The sequence below is a fragment of the Arthrobacter sp. SRS-W-1-2016 genome, assembly GCF_002009585.1.
GTDB classification, from domain to species: Bacteria; Actinomycetota; Actinomycetes; order Actinomycetales; family Micrococcaceae; genus Arthrobacter; species Arthrobacter bambusae_A.
Window position 1 is genome coordinate 1 of the sequence record NZ_MTPV01000065.1, and the last position, 22,980, is coordinate 22,980.

The window sequence follows — 22,980 nt, forward strand, 5'->3', positions numbered from 1 at the left end:
CCGCGCCCGGTCAATCACTTGCCGCCAACGGGCAACCCAACATACCGCGCCCGGTCATTTCTAAGTTGCCGTTGACAATGAGAATTGTGGTGCCGCTTGGCGAAGTTCTTGGATGTGCCGGAATTGTTGCTGTGGGGCAGTGCGCCTCGAGGCGCCATTTGTTACGAAGGGAGGTGGGTGACCTTCTTCGCTTCGCCGTCGTAGTGGAGGAGTGCAGCTGGATGCAGCCCATCTGAAGGATCACCGAGAACCGGTAGGAGCAGCCTCGACAAAGGCGGGCCGATTTAGGACTACCGGATAGGTCAAGCCAGGCGAGCGAGACGGGAAGGTATACGAGAGGAACCAGTGTCGTTAGCCTATTGAGGCGACGACAAGGCCAAGCCGTGGATATGGCTGGTACGCGGTGCACGCCCGCTCCTCTTTTCGGGCAGCGGACGCCTGGTCAGGCTTGTTCGTCACGGCTGGGAGGTCACAGGTGTACGAAGCCCGCTAGGTCAAGTTCATGTCTCTCGAGTTCATTACGCATCATAAGTCCATGTCTGAGCACCATAATCGGGGCGCAGACGTCTCGACCGACGGGCCAGAAGCGGGCTAACAATCGGAAATGTGCGTTACACGACGTCACCGGACCGGTCGGGTCGCTTTCAGTGCGGCCAGTATGAAGAGGGGAACCAGTCCCGCGGCGGTCATGATGACGCCGACGACGGCGGGCCCGGTCGCGCCGAGCGCTGATTCGAGTGTCTGGCCGGCGATCCATGAGCCCAGCGCGATTCCGGCGTTGAAGGCCGACACTGCGAGGGCGGCGGCCAGTGTGGGGGCAGGGGCTGCGAAGCGCACCGCGAGGCCTGTAGCGACGGGTGGGACTGCCATGCCGGTTGCACCGAGCAGGACGACGAGGGCTGCGGCGGCTGGGCCGTTGGTCGAGAGAGGGATAAGGGTGAGCAGGACGAGTATGACGCCAAGGGCTGCTGCGATGAATGTCCTGACCGGCTTGCTGTCCGCGAACCTACCGCCCGCGTTCGTTCCCAGGAGGGATCCTGCGCCGAAACCAACGAGCACAAGTGGCACGAGTGCTTCGGGTATACCTGAACGCTCAGTGAGCAGGGGCGAAATGTAGCTGAAGGTCGCCATATATCCGCCGGTCACCAGCACGGTCGCGGCGAGCAGCAGCCATAACCGTCCTGTGCGCAAGGCTGCGAGCTGGCTGCGGAATGACGAAAGCATCGCTGACTGAGGGTCCGCGGGTATGAGCCTTGCGATGAAGACGGCGGCCATAAGGGACAGGAGGGTCAACGCCCAGAAGGCTCCCCGCCAACCGACGGTTTGACCCGCCCAGGAACCCAGGGGCACGCCGATGACCGTGGCGAGTCCGACCCCGCTCATCATCACGCCCAGGGCCCGCGAAGCAGCCGCGGGTCCGGCGGCCGTGGTGGCGACGACGGATGCTACGGCCCAGAAGGCGCCGGTGACCAGTGCCGTGAGCACACGGGCGCCGAGGACGACGTCGTAGGTGTCGCTGAGGGCTGCGATAACGTGGCCCGCGGCGAAGACACACAGAGCGACGACCAGGACGGTCCGGCGCGGCAACCGAAGCGTCGCGATGGCCATGGCGGGCGCTCCCACGATCATCCCCAGGGCGAACGCCGTGATCAGTAGCCCGGCTTGGGCCAAGGTGATTCCGAAGTCGCCAGCCAGTTCGGGGAGCAGTCCGGCGATGACGAACTCGGTGGTGGTCATCAAGAACGTCCCGACCGTAAGGAGCAGGACGACCCAGGGGAGCTTGGACCGTACCGGGGGTGTGTTGTGCGCCGTCACGGCGGAGGTGGAAGACACGAAAGTCCTTTCAAGACTTGAGAATTCGGGGGTGCATGGGTCGGCGGGGGGATATTCATCGGCGAACCTCTTGCCCTTCAAGGAAATCAATTTCCCTGCCAACGTGGCAGACCCGGCTGAGAGGGGGTACCAACAGGGCCACCCTTGTTATCGGCGTCGGCCGTAATCTTGAAAGCATGACCGACAAGGAAGCTGCCCGGACGGCACTGCGGGAATTTCTCATGAGCCGCCGTGCCCGAATTACCCCCGAGGCCGCCGGCTTGCCCGTGGTTGGCACGAATCGACGGGTGAAGGGTCTGCGCCGTGAGGAAGTCGCGATGCTGGCGGGAATCAGCTCGGAGTATTACGTTCGTTTCGAACGCGGTGTGGCTGCGGGTGCGACGAGCAGCGTCATCGATTCCGTTGCGGCTGTACTGAAGCTGGACGAAACCGAACGCGAGCACCTGAACCGGCTGATGGTGGCGTTGTCTCCGCAGGGACGGAAGAGGAACCGCCCCGCGACCCCGGACGCAGTACGCCCGGGGATCCAGCTACTCCTCGACGCCATGGCCCATGTGCCGGCGTTCGTCCTTAATGGCCGCTTGGACCTGGTGGCCGCGAACAATCTGGGCAAGGCACTTTACGCTCCCATCTTCGAAATGACCGCCGATCAGCCGAACATGGCCCGGTTCATGTTCCTTCACGAGGAGGCAGCGCGCGCCTTCTGGCCCCGCTGGCAGGACATGGCCGGGGACGTCGTCGCGTTCCTCCGCACCGAAGCCGGCCTGCACCCGGATGACCCGGACCTTATCGATCTCGTCGGACACCTCTCCACACGGAGCGACGAATTCCGCACGCGATGGGCCGCTCACAATGTCCGCCCCCACACCGCTGGCACCAAGACTCTTCATCACCCGCTCATCGGGGAACTAACCATGCCCTACGAGGATCTCGGGATCAACGCCGCGCCGGGCCATCTGCTCATGGCCTACACACCTCGTGCCGGAACCCCGGAGCACGACGCTTTGCGGATGCTTGCCAGCTGGAACGCGTCCGTGACCGTGGAACCCGGCCTGTCAGCGAACGGAAAGGATCAAGATGATCGACCAGCTCAATGGGGCAAGCCGGCTATTCCCGATCATCGGTGACCCGGTTAAGCACGTCCAGTCTCCCCCGTGGTTGACGCGCACCTTCGCAGAACGTGGCCACAACGGGATTTGCATCCCGATGGAGGTGCCGGAGGGAGATCTTGGGGTTGTCATGGGAGGCCTCACTGCAACGCCGAATGTCGACGGCATCCTGGTGACAATGCCGCACAAGTTCACGGCGTTTGAGCACTGCGCCAGCAGCTCCGAGCGGGCCAGGATGCTCGGGGTGGTGAGTGTCATCAGGCGCAATGCGGACGGCACCTGGCACGGGGACATGCTTGACGGGCTCGCCTTCGTCAAGGCGCAGCTGGACCGCGGCGCCCGGATCGCGGGGGCCAGGGCTCTTCTTGTCGGCGCCGGGGGCGCGGGAAGCGCTATCGCCATCGCGCTTCTCGAAGCCGGTATCGGCGAACTAATCATCCACGATGCCGACGAGGCGCGCGTCGCCGGGCTTCTCGAGCTGCTCGCAGGCTTCGGCAACGGACGGGTGACCGCCGGCAGTCCTGATCCCGCGGGATGCGATCTGGTGTTCAACGCGACTCCGATGGGCATGGACGTCGGAGACCCCGTCCCGGTCGATACAACCCGGCTTACCCCGGCCATGTTCGTCGGAGATGTCATCTCCGGTCACGGCACCACTGCGTTTGTTGCAGCCGCGCAGGCCCACGGCTGCAAGACCGCCACCGGCGACCACATGGTCGAAGCCGTGCAGAACCTTATGGCCGACTTCATGCTGGGAGAATAGAGGTGGCCATGGGGGTCACTGCCAATACCCCTCTCAACAGGGACTCCCACATTATCTCTGCGGGCTGTTTCCTTAACGCATGACCCAACGTGAAACCACTGCGCCGGCGCCTGCCCGCATCAGCCAAGGCATGGTCATGCTCTTCGCGATCGCAGGCGGAGCGGCCGTGGCGAACCTTTACTGGGCCCAGCCGCTCCTGGAAGAAATTGCGTCCTCGTTCAGGGTCTCCACCGGTGAGGCCGGCCTGCTCGTCACAACAGCGCAGATCGGCTACGCCCTCGGCGTGTTCCTGATCGTCCCGCTGGGCGACGTCGTGGACCGCCGGCGCCTGCTCCCGCTCATGATGCTCGTCTGCGCCGCCGCCCTCACTGCGGCCGCCTTCGCACCGAGCTTCCAGGTATTGCTCCTCGCCCTTGTGCTGGTGGGCCTGACAACGGTTTCCGGGCCGCTGCTGACCCCGCTGGCCGGTGATCTCGCCGATCCCGCGCAGCGCGGCCACGTCATTGGAACGGTGGCGTCAGGATTGATGATCGGGGTCCTTGCGTCACGCACGATCAGCGGTTTCCTCGCGGAGTTGTTCGGTTGGCGAACCCCGTACGCTGTTGCAGCTGTCCTGGCCCTGGCGTTCGCGGTACTCCTTCGCAAGACCATCCCGCCGCTGGAGCCCCGGGCGAAATTGGGCTACGGCGCCTTGCTCGGGTCGGTCCTCACCGCGCTTCGGCGACATCCCGATGTGCGCGTGCCGCTCTTCGTCGCCGGCGTCGGCTTCGGCGTCCTGACCCTCTTCTGGACGGCGCTGACGTTCCTGCTCGCTTCGCCGCCGTTCTCGTTCTCCGTCACGACCATCGGGCTCTTCGGATTAGCCGGAATCACTGGGGCCATTGCGGCCCAGAGAGCGGGCCGTTTCCACGACCGCGGCTGGTCCACTCGCGCCATCAGCGCGGCCTTGGCGCTGACGATGCTTTCGTTCGTCGTCGCCGGCTTCGGCAGTGCCTCCATCATCATTCTGGTCGTTGCGATCATCCTGCTTGACGTCGCTGCACGGGCGATCGCTACCCTGGCACAAGCCCGCGTGCTTTCCGCCGACCATGATGCCCGCAGCCGCCTCAACACCGCGTACGTGGTCAGCAACTTCATCGGCGGGGCGGCCGGCTCCACCCTCGGGACCGCTCTGTGGCAACTCGGCGGATGGACCGCCGTCGTGATTGGCGGTGCCGTACTCTCCGGAATCGCCCTCGCCGCCTGGGCCGTCAGCGGCCATCGACCATCAACCAGACGCGCGTCCGCTGTGGTCTCCTGAGACTTTGCTGAAAGTGGTACTGACGGTGACTCCCTCGCAGCCTGTGGAAGCCCTCGTTGTCGTGGTTGAGTCCGCGTTCGAGGCGGGATAACGTGGTCGGCCAGACGTGCAGGGCGTAGGCTGCTTGCCGAAGGGTCAGGTGCTTGGCTGTCCGCACCGTCCGCAGTGATCCGGCGTCCGGTGGCGCCGCGGCTGGACGTGGCCTCGACCGGCTGACCGCCCGTGAAGGGAACGACTCTTGGGTGTCGCTGCCTTTCATCGTTCAACGGTCCTTCATGCGTTGACTCGCCGGTAAGAGTCCTGGCTGCTCGTAGTCTCGAGCGAAGTGAACCGGTCGTGGCGCTGGATTCGACTGCGCCTGCCTGAAGCGCAGTCCGGTTGACGCCGAAAACGGATGCTGGTCAATCTGACGTTCCAAGTCCCCGCGTCCGGTACGCCGTGTCTTTGTCCATGTTCCAGCCGGCGAGCATTCCGTAGCTGAGGAGTTGGTCGCTGAGTTTGGCCAGGCGGTAGCCGGGGTCTGCCTCCAGAGCGAGTTCAAGGAACTGGTGGGCCTTGCTGCCGCGGCCTTCCCACCAGTTGATATAGCCGACAGCAGTGAGAAGAGGCGCTGAGTGTTTGGTGCTGCTGTGGGTGTAGGCGTGAAGCAGTATTTGCTGGGCCCATTCGACGCGGTCCCACTGCGGCTTGCCCGGGGTTTGAGCCAGCAGGATCTGTTCCATGGGGCCGTCGACAGCTGGGATATCTGCCATGAGTTGGTCGCGGATGGCGGCGAATTGGAAGTTCGCGATCAGAGCAATGACTTGGTCATCGCTCGGGTAGGTTCTGGCATCGAGGATTCCTGCCCACAATGTGCGGGCCTTTTCGATTGCGCTGTGGTCGTGACACCGCCCGATCGATTCGATGTGGGTCTCAACGGCGTCGAAAGTCGCTTCCTTGTTTGATGCTGGCAGCACAATCCGGCCCGTCCGTGCGACGGCGCTGCCGCGGTAGACAAGCTCTGCGTTGATCTCGCTGGTATCGATCATCGACAGTGGAAGAGCGCGCCCGAGGCCAGGCTCGTCGTCGTAGGGGGATACTGTCTGGTCGCCGACGAGGAGGCCGTCCCGGATGGTGATGTGTCGCTCGGCGAGTGCGCCGGTCAGTGCGGCTATGACTGCTGCATACGGCTTGTTGTGGCCGGCTGTTGGTTCGGCCGAAGTGTAGACGGCGAAGAGAGCGCTGGTGGCATTCGTATCGTTGCCGAGATAGCCGGCGACAGTTTGTGCGTAGGCGAGTTCGCCGCCGTCGTGCTTTGGCAGATCCACGCGAAGGGTGGCGCCGATGTGGTTGCTGTCCAAGGTGATGCACACGAGGCTTTCGTGGGGCCAGAACCCTAGGGTGTGGCCGATGAAACTGAGGACATCGGCGGGGGTTTTGATAGTGAGCGTGTCCATGGTCCTTCTCTTTCAGAGGCGGCGTCAGCCGTGGCCGTTAGTTTTCGGCGTCGTTCTGTTAGCGGAGCCACTGCTGGGTGTGAGGGGCCGAAGTGCAACTTGGGGAACAGGGAACAATCCAAAAGATCGCGAGGAAATAAGCGACGGAGGAGCGCCGAACGAAGTTTTGGATTGGGGCCGGCGCAAAGCGCCCTGGTTGCACGGAGGACCCGCCCAGCGATGATCGAGCATCAGAACGACAAACTGCGAAGATTCTTCTGGTTGTTCATGGCTGATTTGTAGAAGCGCGGCATGACGCCGCAGCGTCTTGTGACCTCTGCATGGAACTTATTCTGAGAGCCGCGCGCTGGAGCGCCTTTCGAGGGCGAGCTCGGCGCGTTCGACGACGGACCGGTCGTGGGCGTCGAGCCGCCCGTCGGTCGCGAGGCTGGCCATTTCGCAGTCGCGGATTTCTACCAGGCGCCGGTGCAGCTGTGTTTCTGCATGTCGGCTGAGCGCGATGAGCCGGCTGGCACGCCGATTCTCGAGGATCAGCTCACGCTGGCCGGAGGCTATACGGTTCCAGATCGGCCTGATTTCCAGAAGCAGGAGCCGGACACGGAGCACGAAGGTGCCGTGTTTGAGGTGGCCTGCGAGCCGGGGGAGCAGGAGGCCCAGGCTGACCAGGACCACGGCGAACGTTTCGCCCACCCAGTACAAGAACGTCAGGACCGTCGCGGCGGGGCTGACGGCGCCGTCGAACTTCGTGACGGCTCCGTAGAACAGGCGGTCGAGGAGGACCAGAGCGAAGAGGATGCATCCGATGGCGATGAGGGCGAAGGCCGAGCGGAAGGCCCGTCCTCGCATGTTCGGAAGATTTTTGTGGCACACTCGTGCGATATCAAGGCAGATCCACATGATGAAGGCCGACCCGGTCCAGAGGAACACCGCCATTCCGGGCTGGTCGCCGTAGCTCAGAGGAAGGTTCGTGTCGGTGAGCGGGGTACGGCTGGCAAGGAATCCTGCCGTCACGGCCGAGCATGCGATGACCGCCGCCCACCGGCCGAAGGCGAGCTGCCGCCGTCGTGCTTCAACATCATCGACCGCCGCCAGGAGGATGGCGGTCCGGAACTGCCAGAATCCCAGGAGCAACGACACGAGAGTGGCCAAGCCGACGCGGTTCCGTCCACCGAGCATTGCGTCGACTCCGTAGTAGACGGCGGGGATGTAGAGGGTGCAGGCGATTGCCGCGAGGATGGTCGCGCGGAAGACGCTGCCGCGGTGTCGATCGAGCGCGGCGGGCAGCCGGAGGATCGTCAGGACCCAGAGCGTGGCTGCCGGGACGTATTCCATCAGCCGAAGACTTGACGGAACGCCAGCGGCTCCGGCGGGGTGCCGGCGTCGCTGTTGATGATGCGCGTTGCGAGCTGATCGGCGAGGGCTTCGGCGGCAAGCTCCGCGTCATCGGTGTAGCTGCTGCGGGCGAGGGCGCGCAGTACCAGTTCACCGTCGAGGTCAGGAAGGAGGGCTTTGACCAGTTCGCTGCTGACGCCGTCAAGGTCGTGGTCGAGGATCATGTGGCTGAATTCGTGGAGGATGATCTGTTGCCGGTGCCAGTCGGATTTGGTCGGGGCATGGAGGACGACGTCCCGGTCTTCGCAGATGAGCCAGACCCCGCACACTTCCTCGCGGGCTAGTTCGGGAAGCTCCGCAACAATGATGGTTCTGCCGCGCTTTTGTTCCAGTTTCTTGTGGATGAGCTCGAGCGTGGCGTCGTTGGGCAAGCTGAACGCGTGTTCGGCCTTCCTCGCTACTTTGCGGGCGTCACGGTAGTTCATTGCCGGCGTGGGCGGGGGAGTGCGGAACGTTGACCGGGCCGATCTGGTCCAGGGAATACCCGCCGGGGTACAGGCTCGAGCCTGCGTCGCCGGGGATGAAATGCGGCTTGGTTTTCAGCGGCCGACGGCGGGTGATCGCGTTGCGCATGGTTAGTCCGGTTTTGAGTGCGGCCCGGGAGATCCGGCCGCTGCGGGGGAGGCCGAGCGCGTCGGTGAGGCGGCCGTCGTCGAGCATCGTGCTGATGATCCGCTTCGCGAGGGGGCGGAGGACCTTCGGCAGACGGTCCTGGAATACTTGGACGGTGGCCCCCATCAGCTGCTGGCCCTCGGGCGATGGCGCAACGTGGGCTGCCTCGTAGCTGTCGAAGAATGCCTCGGCTTCTTCGTAGGTGGCGGGCATGCCAGTGACGCTCATGCGAATGCCCAGTTCGGTGAAGAAGCGTGAGGCGGCTACGAGCTCCGCCTTTGTGGGTTGGCGCCATGCGTGTTGCTGGATCCAGCGGATCGGTACCACCAGCAGGGTGAGCAGCACGTAGAGAAAGTCGTCCTTGCTGCCGGGGACGTTGCGGTGCACGCGGTTAAGCAACTCGACCATGGGGCGGCCGCGGTCGCTATCCAGTCCGCAGGCAATGAGTTCGTAGATCACGATGGCGGTGTCGTAGGAGCGCTTCATCGGGCGCTGCTGGATTTCGGCGTTGGTGTGGAGCGTCTTTGCGATGTCTGGGGTTGCGAAGTTGCGGTAGTAGGAGAGGAAGAACCCGAGTTCCATATCAGCGGCGAGATCGAAGAGCACCATCTGGCGGAAGGTGGCTTCCCAGTCGCTGGGGGAGGGAGTTTCCTGGCGGTCCAAGCTCGCGGCGAGGGTGGCGTTGATGTTCACAGTGCCCCCATTCGCCGTGCCTAAGTCTGCGTCCGAAGCTTGGGCTCCGGATCCCCAGCTAAGCTGACCTATTCCATGGTAGAACCGTTGCCATTACGTGGCTAGTTAACTTGTAGACGGGTCTACTTTCCCAGCGCATTGACCAGTCCCTTTTGCCCCTGATGCATCATGAGAGCGTGCGCGGCTGTGAAAGCTGGGGCTGCGATCGGGGCCAAGAAATTCATCCATCGCTGGGTGGGGCGGACTCGCCATTCGATGTCCATGCGGGTTGCTTCGCCATTTGTTTCGGGCCTGAGGGTTACGCGGCCGGTGCCGTGCAGGTGGCCACCGGCATCGAACTCAATTTCGTTTGGGGTGATCACCGTCGTTGGGTGGATGCTGATGGTGAGGGTGTAGCCCAAGGACGCCTTGAAGTTAAGGTACGCGGTGGTTGCCTTGAGAACGTCTTCCTGGGAGTTGCTTGCGGCCTCAGTACGAACGAGAGGTGCGGCGAAACTGCAGTATGGCCACCACTTGGGCCAGCTCATGTCGATGTCCGCGATGATCGCCCATACGTCCTCTGGGGTCGCCGGAAGGTGCCAGGAGGAATTGAGGTCGAAAAGGCGAGCGGTCATGGGGATATTTTGGCACCGATCTGCCTTCGACAGCGCCGGGCTTTCCTAGAGGCCGATCTCAAGCCATCGGCTTACAACGGTTCCGCGCTGCTACGCCGCTGGCTATGATCGCGTTCGCAGTGTCACTAAACCGGGCTTTGAGTGTCTTGCATAGCATGGGTTTTGAACCGTCCCGGGTTTGATGCCGCTATCTTCTTTGAGAAAGATAGTGATTATGCCCAAGCAGTTCCCGCCCGAAGTCCGTGACCGTGCAGTGCGCATGACCTTGGATCGGTTGTCCGAATACCCGTCTGTCTATGCTGCGTGCAAGGCCTTGGCGCCGAAGCTCGGGGTCGGCCCTGAATCGTTGCGGCGCTGGGTTGTCCAGGCCCAGGTCGATGCGGGTGAGAAGACCGGTCCGAGGAGTGATGAGCTGGAGGAGATCAAGCGGCTCCGGGCTGAGGTGCGGGACTTGAAGGAGTCCAACGAGATCCTCAAGCAGGCTTCGATTTTCTTCGCGAGGGAGCTGTGCGCCACGAGGCGCTGTGTGTATCGAGGGGCGGTGGAAGACCGTCCTCGTCGGGCCGTCGCAGCGGCCTGATTGAAGCTGGGGGCAGCCTGATCCGGGGAACGCCGGTGAGGGTGGCAAGCGGCCCCGACAAAGGCGGGACGAGCCGGGACTACCAGACGGCGCGGGTTCGCCGAGCAAGGTCAGAAGGTACAACGTGAGTGAACTGGTGTTTGACGCCCTGTAATCGCGAAGCCGTGCTCAAATCTGGTGGATATGGGCCGGTATGCAGCGCACCAGATGCCATGCGTGGCGTCTGGACTCCGAAGCCGTTTAGTTCTGTCGGCGGGGAGGCCACGGTGAAGGCCTGCGGCGTAGCCGTGGCGATGCTGCCGGGGTAGAGCCAGGTGCCTCCCTGACTGATCGATCACGCAGTGAACGTGGGAACCATTTCGTGGTTCCCCAACCGCTAGGTAGCCAGCCTTCCGGTTGGGGTAGGTCCGTTGCCGACCGAAGACCACAAGGTGGGGCGGAGGCCTCGTAGTAGTCGCGGGAGTAACGACCCGCCATTGGGGATCGGGAAAGCCGGTCACAGGGCGAAGGGGGCCAGCAAGTTAGCAGATTGAGTGAATGGAATGTCAGGAGGAATAGTCGCCGGTGAATATCGACGAACTGGAGCACGCCGTCGTTGCGGCGGAGCGACGGGTACTGAAGATCCAGACCAAGCTGCATAGTTGGGCCCGTGATGATGCTCATCGCCGGTTCGATGACCTGTTCAACCTCGTGGCTGACCCAGGCTTCTTGTTGGTGGCTTGGGACCGGGTGCAAGGGAACAAGGGTGCCCGTACTGCGGGTGTGGATGGCCGCACGGCGGCATCTATTCAGGATGGTGAAGGCGTCGAGGTGTTCCTTGACAGGCTGCGGTTGTCTTTGCTCGACCGCAGTTTCGTCCCGGTGCCGGTGCGGGAACGGATGATTCCGAAGGTGGGCGGGAAGATGCGCCGCCTTGGCATCCCGACTGTGGCCGACCGGGTCATCCAAGCCAGCCTGAAATTGGTGTTGGAGCCGATCTTTGAGGCGGATTTCCACCCGTGTTCCTATGGGTTCCGTCCGAAGCGTCGGGCCCATGATGCGGTTGCCGAGGTGCGTTATCTCGCGACGAGACCACGTTGCTATGACTGGATCGTCGAAGGAGATATCAAGGCGTGCTTCGATGAGATCGACCATACTGCCCTGATGGGCAGGGTTCGGTCTCGCATCGGTGACAAACGCGTCCTGGGACTGGTGAAGGCATTCTTGAAGGCTGGGATCCTCTCCGAGGGTCAGCAGCTGAAGGAAACCACCGCTGGAACCCCGCAGGGCGGGATCCTTTCTCCACTACTGGCCAATGTGGCGTTGTCGGTGCTTGACGAATTCGTCGCTCAAGCTCCCGGCGGCCCGTTGACCAGCAAACTGGAACGAGCCCGGCGGCTGCGCCATGGTCGACCAAATTTCCGCCTGGTGCGGTATGCGGACGACTGGTGCCTGATGATTCGAGGCACCAAGGCCGATGCCGAAGGGCTCCGGGAAGGGATCGCGGAGGTCTTGGCCACGATGGGTTTGCGCCTGTCGGAGGAGAAGACCTTGATCACCCATATTGATGAGGGCCTCGACTTTCTAGGATGGCGCATCCAGCGCCACCGTAAGCGAGGAACGAACGAGCACTACGTGTACGTCTATCCGGCAAAGAAGGCCGTGCAAGCGGCTAAGCGGAAGATCAAGACGTTGTGCCGACAGGTCACCGAGAACCAGTCGTTGGATGAACTGCTGCGTCGGTTGAACCCGATGCTGCGGGGCTGGTGCGCCTATTTCCGTCCCGGCGTTTCGTCCGCAGTCTTCTCCTACCTGAGCCACTACACGTGGCAGACGGTGTGGCGATGGTTGCGGCGGAAACATCGCCGGTCCACGGTCAAAGAACTCCGTCGGCAGTACTGCGGCGGAGGCTGGTGGCCAGCAAGCCAAGAGAGGGAAATGTTTCGTCCCGAGAAAGTGGGCACGAGCCGATACCGCTACCGCGGGTCGATTATCCCCTCGCCTTGGCCCACGACCGATGAAACAACCACCACGCCGCTTGACCGGCTTGTGGAGAGCCCGGTGCATTGAAAGGTGCCCGCCGGGTTCGGGAAGCGGTCCGGGGAAACAGGCCCGCCGTAAGGCTGGCACCGCGCCCCGGGCCGACTTTCACCGACCCTCGCCGCCGCTGATCTGCCGGTTCATCGATGAAATGCGGGCTGTTGGGTATGCGGTCGAGTCGATCTGCGGTGTCCTGCGGGAGCAGGGCGTGCAGGTCGCCGCACGAACCTACCGGGCGTGGAAGAAGCGCCTGCCGGCCCTGCGCACTATCGAAGACGCGCGCATCACCGATGCGCTCCGCAGTCTGAAGGTCCCGGATGCGAAGGGACGTCCACGGCCGGAGATCATGTACGGGAGGCGGAAGATGACGCAGTGGCTGCGCCGTAACGGCTTCCCGGAAGCCTCCAAACACACCGTGGACAGGCTCATGCGCCAAGAGCGCATGAATGGGCTCATCAGGGGCCGCCGGACCCGCACCACCATCCCGGGCAAGGACGACCGCCGTGCCGGTGACCTGCTGAACCGGGACTTCACCGCTCCGGCACCGAACCGGATCTGGGTCACTGATTTCACCTACGTCCCGGTCTGTTCCGGATTCGTCTACGTCGCCCTGGTTATCGACCTGTACTCCCGGGCGATCGTCGGCTGGGAAACTTCCACGATCAAGGACACCGCGTTCGTCGAACATTGCCTGCGGATGGCCCTGTGGCGTCGCGAACACACCGGCCGGCCGGCGCCGGCGGGACTGATTCACCACAGCGATGCGGGAAGCCAGTACACCTCGATCCGTTACACCGACACCCTGGCCCTGGAGGGCCTGCAGCCCTCGATTGGCAGCGTGGGTGATGCTTATGACAACGCAGCCGCCGAGACCGTGATGGGGTTGTTTAAGAACGAGGCAGTCGCGAAGGATTCACCGTTCCGTGCCGGGGCGTTGAAGACCGAAACCGACGTGATGGAAATCGTGTTCGAGTGGGTCCACTGGTACAACGACGAACGCCTGCATTCCGCCCTGGATCACCAGACGCCAGAGGAATATGAGCAGTCATATTATGATCGACCAACCGGCTCGTTACCCGACGACGCCGACAAAAAACAGGCGGCATGATTCCCGGGACGGTTCATTTCGAGGCACTGAGGTTACGAGACACCAAGTCGAGTTGGGAGAAGGAATCGGTTGCCCGCAAACGGATCCTTTCTGGATGTCATTGGGGCGCTCCGGCCGCGCTTCCTGCCTGGCGACGGCGTCTCGCCACGGAAGTGACCGAGGTGCCGACTATTCTGCAGAGATGGCAGAGTCGGATGGACCTTCAAATAACTCGAGGCAGACTAAACTCGCACTCATCGCGGCAACAACAGCCCTGGTTTCCGCGATTGTCGGGCCTACCGTGGCCATAGCTGCCACGCACTGGCAGACCGATGCGACAAGCACTCAAGCCCAAACAGAATTCATCCACTCAAACCGGCAACAGGCTTACTCAAAATACGCCGCTGACATAGAACAGCTTTACAGCATCTTGTGGGAGCATTTAGGTGCTGCACAGGCCGGGTTCCCGCACAAGTCCTCGGACGATTCATATCTCATCAAACTTCAAACTGAGACTGCGCCAGCCGTTCGCGGCGTGTTTCAGGACGAGGCCACAATAAGGCTCGTAGGTTCGAATGAACTGAGACTCGAGACGGTCATTCTCCACCGTTCCGTCATAAACATGTTCAACAACTTCAGTTGCGGGGTGGAGGGGCGTAATTGCGAATCGACGCAAGTGCTGGATTTCAACCACGTCTCCTCAAACCTTCAGGACGACGTCAAGTCCCTAGAGGCGGAAATAGACACATGGTCTTCAAAAGCAAGAGTTGACCTGGGAACTGAATGAGCGGTTATGTGCCCCCGCAGCCGTCATCGCAGGGCTGCCCTGGGATACACGGCCCTTGCCGTCCGTCAGGGCCTATGACGAGTTGCTGGCCAAACGCGCCGGCCACCCCGCAGGAAACGAGTCGAAGGAGAACATCTCATGAGCCCCACCGCACCGGCCACGACCATTACCCCGACCCTGCGCCGGCGGCGCGGCCTGACCGAGCAGGCCGCCGTCGCTGCCGTGGACCAGGCCTGCCGCCGGCTGCGCCTGCCCACGGTCAGGGCGGTTCTCGACGAAGCCCTCACCGTCGCCGGGAAAGAACAACTGAGCTACCAGGGCTTCCTCGCCGAGCTGCTACTGGCGGAGTGCGATGACCGGGACCGGCGATCCTCCATCCGCCGGGTCAAAGCCGCCAACTTTCCAAGAAACAAGTGGCTCGGGGATTTCGATTTCGACGCGAACCCGAACATCAACCCCGCCACCATCCACACTCTCGCCACCGGGGACTGGATCCGCAAAGGCGCACCCCTGTGCCTGATCGGCGACTCCGGCACGGGCAAAACCCACTTGCTCATCGGGCTCGGCACCGCGGCCGCGGAACAGGGCTACCGGGTCAAATACACCCTCGCGACCCGGCTCGTGAACGAACTCGTCGAAGCCGCCGACGAGAAAGTCCTCGCCAAGACCATCGCCCGCTACGGGCGGGTCGACCTGCTGTGTATTGACGAACTGGGTTATATGGAACTGGACCGCCGCGGCGCCGAACTCCTCTTCCAGGTCCTCACCGAACGAGAAGAAAAGAACTCCATCGCCATCGCCTCCAACGAATCCTTCTCCGGCTGGACCAAAACCTTCAGCGACCCGCGTCTATGCGCCGCAATCGTGGACAGACTCACCTTTAACGGAACCATCATCGAAACAGGCACCGACACCTACCGCCTCGCCCACACTATGGCCCGACAAACCGCAGGCTAACCGGGGCCGGAGTCGCCTACGTATCGCGGCGGTGTCTTGACCGTTCGATGAAGAACACCGTTCCCAAAGCCGCAACGCAGACCAAAGGAATTGCGATCGTAAGTGTTCGGGTAAGGGCCGGGATCGCGTACGCGAGAGTTGCCATCACAATCATGATGACAACTGACGGCAGGATGACCGCTAATCGTAGTTTCATCGGATTCTAGGAAGACCGTTCAGCGCGGTCTTCGGCCGTGCTCTACCTCAGCACCGGAACCAGAGAGAAACCGGGACCAGATGACGATTTGGGGAAGGCAGATGACCGCAGCAAATACTGCACCCATCCATGGTGTCGGTCCGCCAACCACGACAATCAACAGCGCCAGGGGAACGGAACATACAAGAGCGATGATTGACTGGCTCTCTGTCCTTCGCATTCGGTTTGCCTCCTTGCCGTTCATGGTAGCGGGGGCGGCACTGCAGAAAAAGGTCCCCCGGTTACAAGGGCCAGGGGAATAGGAGCAGTGGCCACGATGGGCCTGGATCAAGCCGTCCTAGCGGTCCTGAACGAAGTTGACATACTCAACACGCCCAGATTGTCTCGAAACCCTAGGGTTTCGAGGCACCTGGGTTATGAGACACCTCGCGAAGATCCCATCGCCGGTCTGTGGATCTCGGTCAGGTGGCCGACAGGGGGGCCACACGTATGAGAATTGGGTCATGACCAAAGTAGGAATCGGGCACACGCAGCAGCTCACCTTGAAGGATGTAAAGTGGTCGCCTCTTGGCGAACTGGAAAGTGTCGTCATGTCCGTCCGCATGCAGGGCCTCACGGCGCACCGACAAATCGCCGCACACTACGGAACCGGACATGAAGAACTGTCGAGTTTCTTCAACGATCTAGCCGAGCCCTGGTCAGGTTGGCAAGGCATCAAATCGTACCGGTCTCTAGAGCGGGACCTGCAGCTCGAAGCAACGCACGGGCAGCCACGTCAACCTCACCTCTGATTTGCGTGACCCGGAATTTCCCGGGACTCCTGAGACTTGGCGGGTCTGCGGCCAGTTGACCCTGGAACCGGGACAGGAACTCATCCAAATCAGCGAAGCACTGCGCAAATTCATGGGTGGTACCCGGCAATGCCCCGTAGGCGGCTTTGTGGATTCGTTTGTCCAAAGCCGCCTGTATAGGTCGTGGGACGAAACTGCCGCCCCTTCCCTGACGGGATTTTCACGGCCCTGACTGTCGACACGATCAGAGCAACGATGAACGCCACCGTGAGGACGGCGAGGATGACCAAGGTAGGTTTGACCTAAAAAGGGACCAGATCGAAGTCCGCATTGCATTTGTTGTGCATTGGAAAGACCTGGTTCGGTTCCAGCCGATGCTCACTCCGGTAGACATGGTCGTAAATTTCGCTCTCGGCCGCGCAGGTTTCATCAATCTCGAGGCCCCCCGCAAGTACCCCAACAGGCCCCGGCCCCCCGTCTAGAGCGAGAGAGGCCAGGGATAACCGTGCTTCTCTGCTACGGCGTGAAGGCGAAGAAACTCCGGTCGCTGTGACCAATCGTCCGGAAGCTGGACCGGCGCTAAAGATAAGGCAGTCAACATCAATGGGTCCGTTGATTTATCAAGACCGAGCTGTCGAACTACGAGTGCTTGGTGCATAGTCATAAGACTACGGAAGTCGTGCCCCTTGGTACTGGCGCATTTGTCGGCTTCTCTGTAAAGTCGCATCCCCTGGTGAACATCTCCCGCTGCAAGGTAAGCAAGGCCCAGCGTCGCCTTCAAAACGGGATCACTACTCGCATAAGGCTGGAGCATGGAGATTGCTCGCAGAGGATGTCCGGACATCGCAATAACATAGGCAGCATTGTTCAAAAGTGTTGGGTCCAGCCTCTCGTCGACGAAGGTCCGCTGTGCGACAGCCGCCGCAGCATCCCAGTCTTCCACCCCGATGCCCAATGCAATCATTGCTGCCGACGCTGCGTAGACGTTCCGTGGCTCGAGCGACAACCATTTCGTTGCCTCCTCAGCCGCGCGGACATTATTACCTTCTAGACTCGCAATCTGATATTGGATGTAAGCGGTGCGCTCCGGATCTATGTAATCCTTAGATGCGACAAACGCTCGTCTAAGTGCTGCCAAGTCGGCACGTCGATTAGACATTTGTGCAATATTTGAGACAACGGCGCTGCTAGTTGGATACTCGTCATTGAGTTTTGTCAGTTGCTTCATTGCTGCGGCGCGTTTAATGCGGCCATTGACGGCACGAAGTCGTAGAAGATTACTCGATACTTCTGCGAAGGTCGCGTCGTCCCCGGCTTTGCTTGCTAAACCACTCGCCACGTGAAGGTATTTCTCCGCTTTATTGTAGTCGCCGTCAATAAGAGAGGCTCTGGCCTGAAGAACAGCAAACTGAGCGACGGGTTTGACTCCCTCTTCAAGGAGGCGTTCGATCTCAGTAAGTACCGCGTCAGGGTGCCCACTCGTCACTAACATTTCGAGATATCGCAACGAAATGTCTTGGCGACCTGGTGCAGAACGGGTAGCTCTCAAGGCAGCTGCAAGTGCCTTTCGCTCTGAACCCACTCGCAGGAACGCTACGGAGAGGTTATGGGCGCTGTCGGCATCCGCAGGGCGACGACGAAGAGCTGACCTGAGTATAGGAATAGCATCTTTGTCTTTCCTCTCGCTGAGAAGAATGAAGGCAAGAAGAGGTTCCTTATCCTCTGATTCCACTTGGTCAATAAGTTCATGGGCTTTCTCAAAATTCCCTGCATCACTTAAAGCAGCCGCAACAAGTAGCTTCGTCTGAGCGTCCACGGGCAGTGAGGTAGCGATCTCTACAGTCTTATCGAGATCTTGTGCGCGAAGTACAACTTCAAGTGCAACTCTGACTGCAACTGGATCAAGCAACTCCCCACTTGACGTCAAAGAAGCCTCTTTAAACACCTCTCTGGCGACCTCAACGGCTTCGTCCTGAAAGGAGCATGCCTCTAGCGCCTGAGCTAGACGGGCCAAGGCTGTAGTAGTTCGCGAGGTCTCGAGGGCCAGGCGGGCTCGAACTAGCGATTGCTGAAGCGCAGCCGCAACAACAGCATTCATTTCCGCTTCGCCATTTCCCCTCCTCGAAGTGTGCATGACCGAGTTATCGAAGGCGTTGCGCGCGGTGGGGCGCGCAGGAACAGGCTCTACGTTTCGAAAAGTAATATCGTTACTTACCGATTCAATCATACCTAAGGCCTGCATTAGGCAGCCTTCCTCTCGTAGCGGCGCGCTTGACGCCTTTCGATTTTCAAGTGCTGAATTACGATATCAATCCGCCGCAATATCCATTCAAGCTTTTCTTTAGACTTTCTGTCACGGCTGAACGGTGATCCTAATAATCGACGAAGCGGGTCGGGATGACAAAGAGACCTTAAAACAATTTCTAAGTCGTTACGCACAGACTTAGGCAGTTTTTCGACGATGCCCCCTAAGACATAATCGTATTTTGCACTCAAAACGTTCAGATCTCGGCGTTGCCCGGACTGAAAGTCGCTTTGGCCTTGTGACAATGCTGATTTCATGTCTGTGATCACCAGGCTAGTGAGAGAGAAGCCGGTCAATAGCTCGATAAAAAGTGACCCGACGCCATAGTAGTCCGCGGCAAGGAAATCGTCTGTCCCATCTCCTCCTTGCCAGAAAATAGCCTCGGGCGGTGAGTGGTGCAGATCTCCTCGACCCATAACGTAGGCATAGATGTCACGCGTCGGCGCTAAAGAAATATCTTTGGCGCGGCCTAAGTCGCCGAATCGAATCACGGGTTTAGATTTATTGACCATGATTAGACAGTTGCTGCATTTTAGATCTCGATGAGCAACTCCTCCCTGGTGCATTCGCATGAGGCTTAGCACAGCAGATCGCCAAAGGCTCAAGGCTTCCACTAAATCAAGACGCTCTCGTGCAACCGGGTCGTTACTAATCTCATCAAGGGAACCAGAAGCGAGAGCGAGTGCTTGATACGGGACGTCAATGGGGATGACAACGCCACCAGAAAAGGTCGCGTGGAGAGTGTGCGATCCACCCTCGAGAAAGTTGATGACACCATCGCAGGATTCAAGTTTCCTTAGGAGGAGTCCCTCATTCTCAAAGTCGAGGACTGCTGCGGGATCGTTTTTACCAGGTTTGAGGATCTTGACTGCAGCGCGCGCTCCGCCTGAAACAGAAACAGCCTCAAAGACTAGGCCGAAGTACCCTTGGCCCAGCAATCGCTCGATCCTGTAGTTGCCCATGATTTCACCCACGAGTAAGGAGGTCCAGTCAACTGGGGGCGATGTAGAAGCAGCGGTCATGCTTTGTATTTTGCTCTAAGTCGACTTATTTCGGCAGGATGTGACTGAAGAATTTGGATAACATCCTCTGGTAATTTCCCTTGGGCTACAACGATGTCTTCAATCGGAACGCTGTAGTATTGCGCTAGCCGCTGAGCAGCTTCCTCACCAACTGGTCGCTCTCCCCGTTCCATGCGGGACAGCTGAGAAGGCGCAACACCGAGTTCCGTTGCGGTGAAGCGCAGTGTGTGGCCTTTGCGATGGCGGAGCTCCCGGAGTAACGAAGCAACACTTTCTCCTTTGTCCATGAGTGCAAGACTACTTTTCGTTGCCAAGCTTGGCAACACTAGGGTGCCGGATGACCTCAGGTTGGGATACATCCGAGGCGCGAAGTGTGCTCGAGTAATGGCCTGGCGGAACTCGACCGTAAGCCGGTCCCCAGCTGCGTCAAATCTGTTTGACGTGCTCTGCAGCGGTGCGCTTGGAGGCGTCTCGTAGGAATGCCTTCTACGCTCCACCTGGATTTGTCTCAGAACCCTTCGGATACTAGACGTATCGACGGTCGCATGATGGTCTCGCGAAGGAACGGCGGAACGCTGTGAGTCGGCGATTCTCATAACTATGTGTCGAAACCTTGCGGTTGAATCGCGGTACGAACCTTTAGTTACGAGACACCTGGAAGGGTCGTGACGAAGCTGATCGGATGCGCGAGGGTATCGACCGCAACTTGCGATGGCACGGTGGGCGTCAACGTCCGCCCCACGTTTACCCCACGGAAACGATGAGAAACGATGACATGTCAGCGACCTCGCGCAGCAATGAAATTCCCTAGATTCCGCGGATTTTCAAGTCAACTTCAGCCCTTGGCGACCAATGAAATACGCCGTCCCATGAGAAGAGGTCAGGAGTTCGAATCTCCTTAGCTCCACAGTGAAGGCCCTTTGACCTGCGGAAACGCTGGGGTGGAGGGCCTTCGTTGTTGCTGGGGTTGCGAAATCACCAACCTGGCACTGACATCGGTCCCGGGTTGAGACGGGCTCCGGTGGTTCTGCCCCTTTCGACCCGTCGAATCCTTCCCCCTGTACGGGTGTGAGGAAGCGCAGCGCGTTGGGTGAGGCCCAGGTTGTGTTCCATTGCGATCTCGGCCGCGTTCTCCACCTGTCCCGGGGAGCCGCCCATGACTTCGGCCAAGCCGGCGGCGGCCATCGAGGAAGCGGAGCCGACCTCGCCCTGGCAGCCCACTTCGGCGCCGGAGATCGAGGCCTGCTCCTTGCAGAGCACTCCGACGGCGCCCGCGGCGAGCAGGAACTTCACGGATTTAATGTTCAGGTGACCAGCAGGCCCCTTCGGGCCCGGCCTCCGGCAGCATGCGTCCCCGCCGTCCCCCTAACCTCGCAAGCTCGGTCAGGGAACCCGGACGGCGTGGGCCCATTCGGTCGCGGAAACGTCCGCTCAGCGGGCGTCTACGCGACCGAGCATGCAGAGGAGGTCGGACCCGACGGGCGTATCGATCCGATCCCGGACTACGCTAGGTTCGCGACGCCGGGGTAGAGCGGGTGCGCGGCGGCGAGTGCCTCCACGCGGTGACGCAGGCCGGAGAGGTCGGCGTCGGCGATCAGTGCCTCGGCGATGATGTCCGCAACTTCGCGGAACGCCGCTTCACCGAAGCCGCGGGTCGCCAGTGCCGGGGTGCCGATCCGCAGGCCGGAGGTCACCATCGGCGGACGCGGGTCGAACGGAACCGCGTTGCGGTTGACGGTGATGTCGATCGCGGCGAGGCGGTCCTCGGCTAATTGGGTTCCTCCCCGCTCTGCATCGGACCTGAGAGATTCCGCAGAACGCATTGTCGCATTGTGTTCCGCTTGCACCGTCGGTGAGCCGGACCGAAGCCTGGCTGCTTTCCAGAGTTGCCTCGCCGCGGCGGTACGGGGGCCTGAGAGATTCCACATTGCTATCGGCAGCGGGTTTACTTGTGCATGGCCTCATGGATCTGGAGCGCAAACCAAAGCTGGGCCAACGTGGAGGTTTCGGTCATGTCGAGCCCCGTCAACTCGCTGATTTTCCGGATGCGGTAGATGATGGTTTGGCGATGGGCGAAGAGCGCCGCGGCAGTCTTTTGCCATGACCTCTGAGTGTCCAAGTAGGTCTTCAAAGTCACGATGAGATCGCCTTCCTGGCTTTGTTCATACGTGAAGATCGGGCCGAGCAGCCGCTGTACCAACGCCGTTCCCTCCTCGAAACTCGTGAGCCCCAGCCAGGAGGGGCCCTCGGCGTAACGGGTCAGGCTTACGGCATTGCCTTTCGCTGAACCGAGCGCCCACAGCGATTCCTGGAGTGCGCGTTGGACGCCCCCGGCAGACGTAGGCGAGCTGATGCCAATCCGGACCCCGGGCCCCGCGCAGTGGATCAAAACGTCATCCGTCACCCCCGCGGTTGCCGCTACATGAAGGGTGTTGAGACGCCGCAGGCAAGCGGCCTGAAGTCCGTGGCGCCACAGTTCCACGTGAATGTTCGCCAGCCGCTCGCCGTCGTCGGCCCCTATCGAAACCACCACGAAATTCTGCGCGGAAATCTCAAAATCGCTGAGCCTGATCTCCAGTTCCGCGATCCCGAGGCGCCCATCGAACGCCTGCAGGAGGAATTCGCCTGCTAGGCGGTGCCGCCCTTCCAGGGACAGGGCCGTTCGCGAGAGTTCCAGTCCCAGCACCGTCGCCGCATGCAGAAGCACGACGGCGTCAGGGTGCGGATCGCTTTTCGGCAGCACCACCAGCACCGCATTGGCGTGGGTGGGGATGTCCATCATCAACACGTGCCGGTCCCGAAGCCGATGCCATTGGAACTTCTTTCCGGTCATGGGTATATGTCCCGTCAGGGGGGCCAATTCCGCTTGCAGGAAGTCCGGCAACGGCTCACCATCCGGGTGCCAGGGATGGAGGCATCGCCGGTCCACGACGAAAAGCTCCGCATTGAGCTCAGCCGCGAGTCCTTGGAGAAGGCCTTGCCAGTGGTCCTCAATTGTTCCCGCCGTACGAAGCAAGTCATACAACCGTGCGGTCTGACGCAGGCGTCGCGATTCCTCCAAAAGGGAAGCTTCAGCCACGGTTCGCGCGATAGCGATGAAGGGCAATGGATACGGAATGCTAATCAGCGGCAGCGGCAACTGCTCGCAGGCCGCCAGGAACTCCGGCAGCAGCTCCGGAGCATGCATCTTTTCCCCGATGGCAAGGGCACTGGCACCTGCATCGACGAGCGCCTCGGCGAGCGCAACTTGGCCTTGGGGGTCGGCGGGGATGGACAGGCCATTGGTCATCATCAGTTCGCCGCCGGTGACCCATTCCCACAGCCTCGGCAGGTCGGAGGTGTGTGCCCAGGTGATCCGGTTGTCCCTACCCGCCGACCCGGCCAAAAACGTGAGTCCAAGCTGAGGTTCCGCCACGAGCTCAGCCACAGTAATCGCCATGAAAATGCGCTCCCAAATCGTTGGTTTCCGGCCGATTTCAGAGTG

At 61.0% G+C, this 22,980-nt stretch carries 19 protein-coding genes, 2 pseudogenes and 1 riboswitch; of the genes and pseudogenes, 9 read left to right on the plus strand and 12 right to left on the minus strand.

Annotation, left to right across the window (positions count from 1 at the left end):
* Positions 1–621: 621 nt before the first annotated feature.
* The gene (locus tag BMF89_RS16670; protein WP_216353838.1) at positions 622–1,833 is read right to left on the minus strand and encodes an MFS transporter; all 1,212 of its coding nucleotides are present in this window, start codon (positions 1,831–1,833) and stop codon (positions 622–624) included.
* A gap of 176 nt (positions 1,834–2,009) precedes the next feature.
* On the opposite strand from BMF89_RS16670, the gene BMF89_RS16675 reads away from it, so the two are divergent.
* The 3 genes from BMF89_RS16675 to BMF89_RS16685 all read left to right on the plus strand — a co-directional run bounded on the left by BMF89_RS16675 (position 2,010) and on the right by BMF89_RS16685 (position 5,005).
* On the plus strand, positions 2,010–2,960 hold the full coding sequence (locus BMF89_RS16675) for a helix-turn-helix transcriptional regulator (RefSeq protein WP_078108197.1): 951 nt from the start codon (positions 2,010–2,012) through the stop codon (positions 2,958–2,960).
* The gene (locus BMF89_RS16680) at positions 2,911–3,705 is read left to right on the plus strand and encodes a hypothetical protein (protein ID WP_078108198.1); all 795 of its coding nucleotides are present in this window, start codon (positions 2,911–2,913) and stop codon (positions 3,703–3,705) included. The genes BMF89_RS16675 and BMF89_RS16680 overlap by 50 nt, the downstream gene beginning before the upstream one ends.
* A gap of 79 nt (positions 3,706–3,784) precedes the next feature.
* Positions 3,785–5,005, plus strand: a complete 1,221-nt coding sequence (locus BMF89_RS16685; RefSeq protein WP_078108199.1) for an MFS transporter — start codon at positions 3,785–3,787, stop codon at positions 5,003–5,005.
* Between the two features lie 401 nt (positions 5,006–5,406).
* Here BMF89_RS16685 and BMF89_RS16690 read toward each other — a convergent pair whose 3' ends face one another.
* From BMF89_RS16690 to BMF89_RS16710, 5 genes are all read right to left on the minus strand, one after another.
* Positions 5,407–6,441 (minus strand): DUF4192 domain-containing protein, encoded by a 1,035-nt coding sequence (locus BMF89_RS16690; protein ID WP_078108200.1) that lies wholly within the window; start codon positions 6,439–6,441, stop codon positions 5,407–5,409.
* A 327-nt stretch (positions 6,442–6,768) separates the two neighbouring features.
* Positions 6,769–7,773 carry a hypothetical protein gene (locus BMF89_RS16695; protein ID WP_078108201.1) on the minus strand — a complete coding sequence of 335 codons (1,005 nt, stop codon included), beginning with the start codon at positions 7,771–7,773 and terminating at the stop codon, positions 6,769–6,771.
* Positions 7,773–8,258: a hypothetical protein gene (locus tag BMF89_RS16700; RefSeq protein ID WP_078108202.1), complete on the minus strand. Its 486-nt coding sequence runs from the start codon at positions 8,256–8,258 to the stop codon at positions 7,773–7,775. Before BMF89_RS16700 ends, BMF89_RS16695 begins: the two co-directional genes overlap by 1 nt.
* The gene (locus BMF89_RS16705; protein WP_253190865.1) at positions 8,245–9,138 is read right to left on the minus strand and encodes an oxygenase MpaB family protein; all 894 of its coding nucleotides are present in this window, start codon (positions 9,136–9,138) and stop codon (positions 8,245–8,247) included. Before BMF89_RS16705 ends, BMF89_RS16700 begins: the two co-directional genes overlap by 14 nt.
* A 122-nt stretch (positions 9,139–9,260) precedes the next feature.
* Complete coding sequence (locus tag BMF89_RS16710) at positions 9,261–9,752, minus strand: SRPBCC family protein (RefSeq protein WP_078108203.1); 492 nt, start codon at positions 9,750–9,752, stop codon at positions 9,261–9,263.
* Between the two features lie 214 nt (positions 9,753–9,966).
* On the opposite strand from BMF89_RS16710, the gene BMF89_RS22200 reads away from it, so the two are divergent.
* From BMF89_RS22200 to BMF89_RS16745, 6 genes are all read left to right on the plus strand, one after another.
* Positions 9,967–10,332 (plus strand): transposase, encoded by a 366-nt coding sequence (locus tag BMF89_RS22200; RefSeq protein ID WP_216353839.1) that lies wholly within the window; start codon positions 9,967–9,969, stop codon positions 10,330–10,332.
* A 564-nt stretch (positions 10,333–10,896) separates the two neighbouring features.
* Positions 10,897–12,381 carry a group II intron reverse transcriptase/maturase gene (gene ltrA / locus BMF89_RS16725; protein ID WP_078108204.1) on the plus strand — a complete coding sequence of 495 codons (1,485 nt, stop codon included), beginning with the start codon at positions 10,897–10,899 and terminating at the stop codon, positions 12,379–12,381.
* A complete protein-coding gene (locus tag BMF89_RS16730) occupies positions 12,329–13,459 on the plus strand; it encodes an IS3 family transposase (RefSeq protein WP_078108205.1) in 1,131 nt (376 codons plus the stop codon). Before ltrA ends, BMF89_RS16730 begins: the two co-directional genes overlap by 53 nt.
* Before the next feature lie 181 nt (positions 13,460–13,640).
* Entirely contained in the window at positions 13,641–14,225 is a 585-nt protein-coding gene (locus tag BMF89_RS16735) for a hypothetical protein (protein ID WP_078108206.1), read from the plus strand.
* 138 nt (positions 14,226–14,363) lie between these two features.
* Positions 14,364–15,182 (plus strand): IS21-like element helper ATPase IstB, encoded by an 819-nt coding sequence (istB, locus tag BMF89_RS16740; RefSeq protein ID WP_078108207.1) that lies wholly within the window; start codon positions 14,364–14,366, stop codon positions 15,180–15,182.
* Between the two features lie 699 nt (positions 15,183–15,881).
* Entirely contained in the window at positions 15,882–16,169 is a 288-nt protein-coding gene (locus tag BMF89_RS16745; RefSeq protein ID WP_078108208.1) for a DUF6228 family protein, read from the plus strand.
* Between the two features lie 478 nt (positions 16,170–16,647).
* On the opposite strand, the gene BMF89_RS16750 is transcribed toward BMF89_RS16745, so the two are convergent.
* The 6 genes and pseudogenes from BMF89_RS16750 to BMF89_RS16775 all read right to left on the minus strand — a co-directional run bounded on the left by BMF89_RS16750 (position 16,648) and on the right by BMF89_RS16775 (position 22,935).
* On the minus strand, positions 16,648–18,396 hold the full coding sequence (locus tag BMF89_RS16750; RefSeq protein WP_139359717.1) for a hypothetical protein: 1,749 nt from the start codon (positions 18,394–18,396) through the stop codon (positions 16,648–16,650).
* 14 nt (positions 18,397–18,410) lie between these two features.
* Entirely contained in the window at positions 18,411–19,496 is a 1,086-nt protein-coding gene (locus tag BMF89_RS16755) for a protein kinase (protein ID WP_078108210.1), read from the minus strand.
* Positions 19,493–19,783 (minus strand): helix-turn-helix transcriptional regulator, encoded by a 291-nt coding sequence (locus BMF89_RS22005; RefSeq protein WP_171983531.1) that lies wholly within the window; start codon positions 19,781–19,783, stop codon positions 19,493–19,495. The genes BMF89_RS16755 and BMF89_RS22005 overlap by 4 nt, the downstream gene beginning before the upstream one ends.
* Before the next feature lie 802 nt (positions 19,784–20,585).
* Positions 20,586–20,789 (minus strand): annotated as a pseudogene (locus BMF89_RS16765) (L-serine ammonia-lyase, iron-sulfur-dependent, subunit alpha); the annotation flags it as partial.
* Between the two features lie 209 nt (positions 20,790–20,998).
* Positions 20,999–21,265 (minus strand): annotated as a pseudogene (locus BMF89_RS16770) (serine hydroxymethyltransferase); the annotation flags it as partial.
* Positions 21,266–21,275: 10 nt separating this feature from the next.
* A riboswitch (glycine riboswitch) is annotated at positions 21,276–21,390 on the minus strand.
* A 51-nt stretch (positions 21,391–21,441) separates the two neighbouring features.
* Positions 21,442–22,935 carry a PucR family transcriptional regulator gene (locus BMF89_RS16775; RefSeq protein WP_078108212.1) on the minus strand — a complete coding sequence of 498 codons (1,494 nt, stop codon included), beginning with the start codon at positions 22,933–22,935 and terminating at the stop codon, positions 21,442–21,444.
* Positions 22,936–22,980 lie beyond the last annotated feature (45 nt).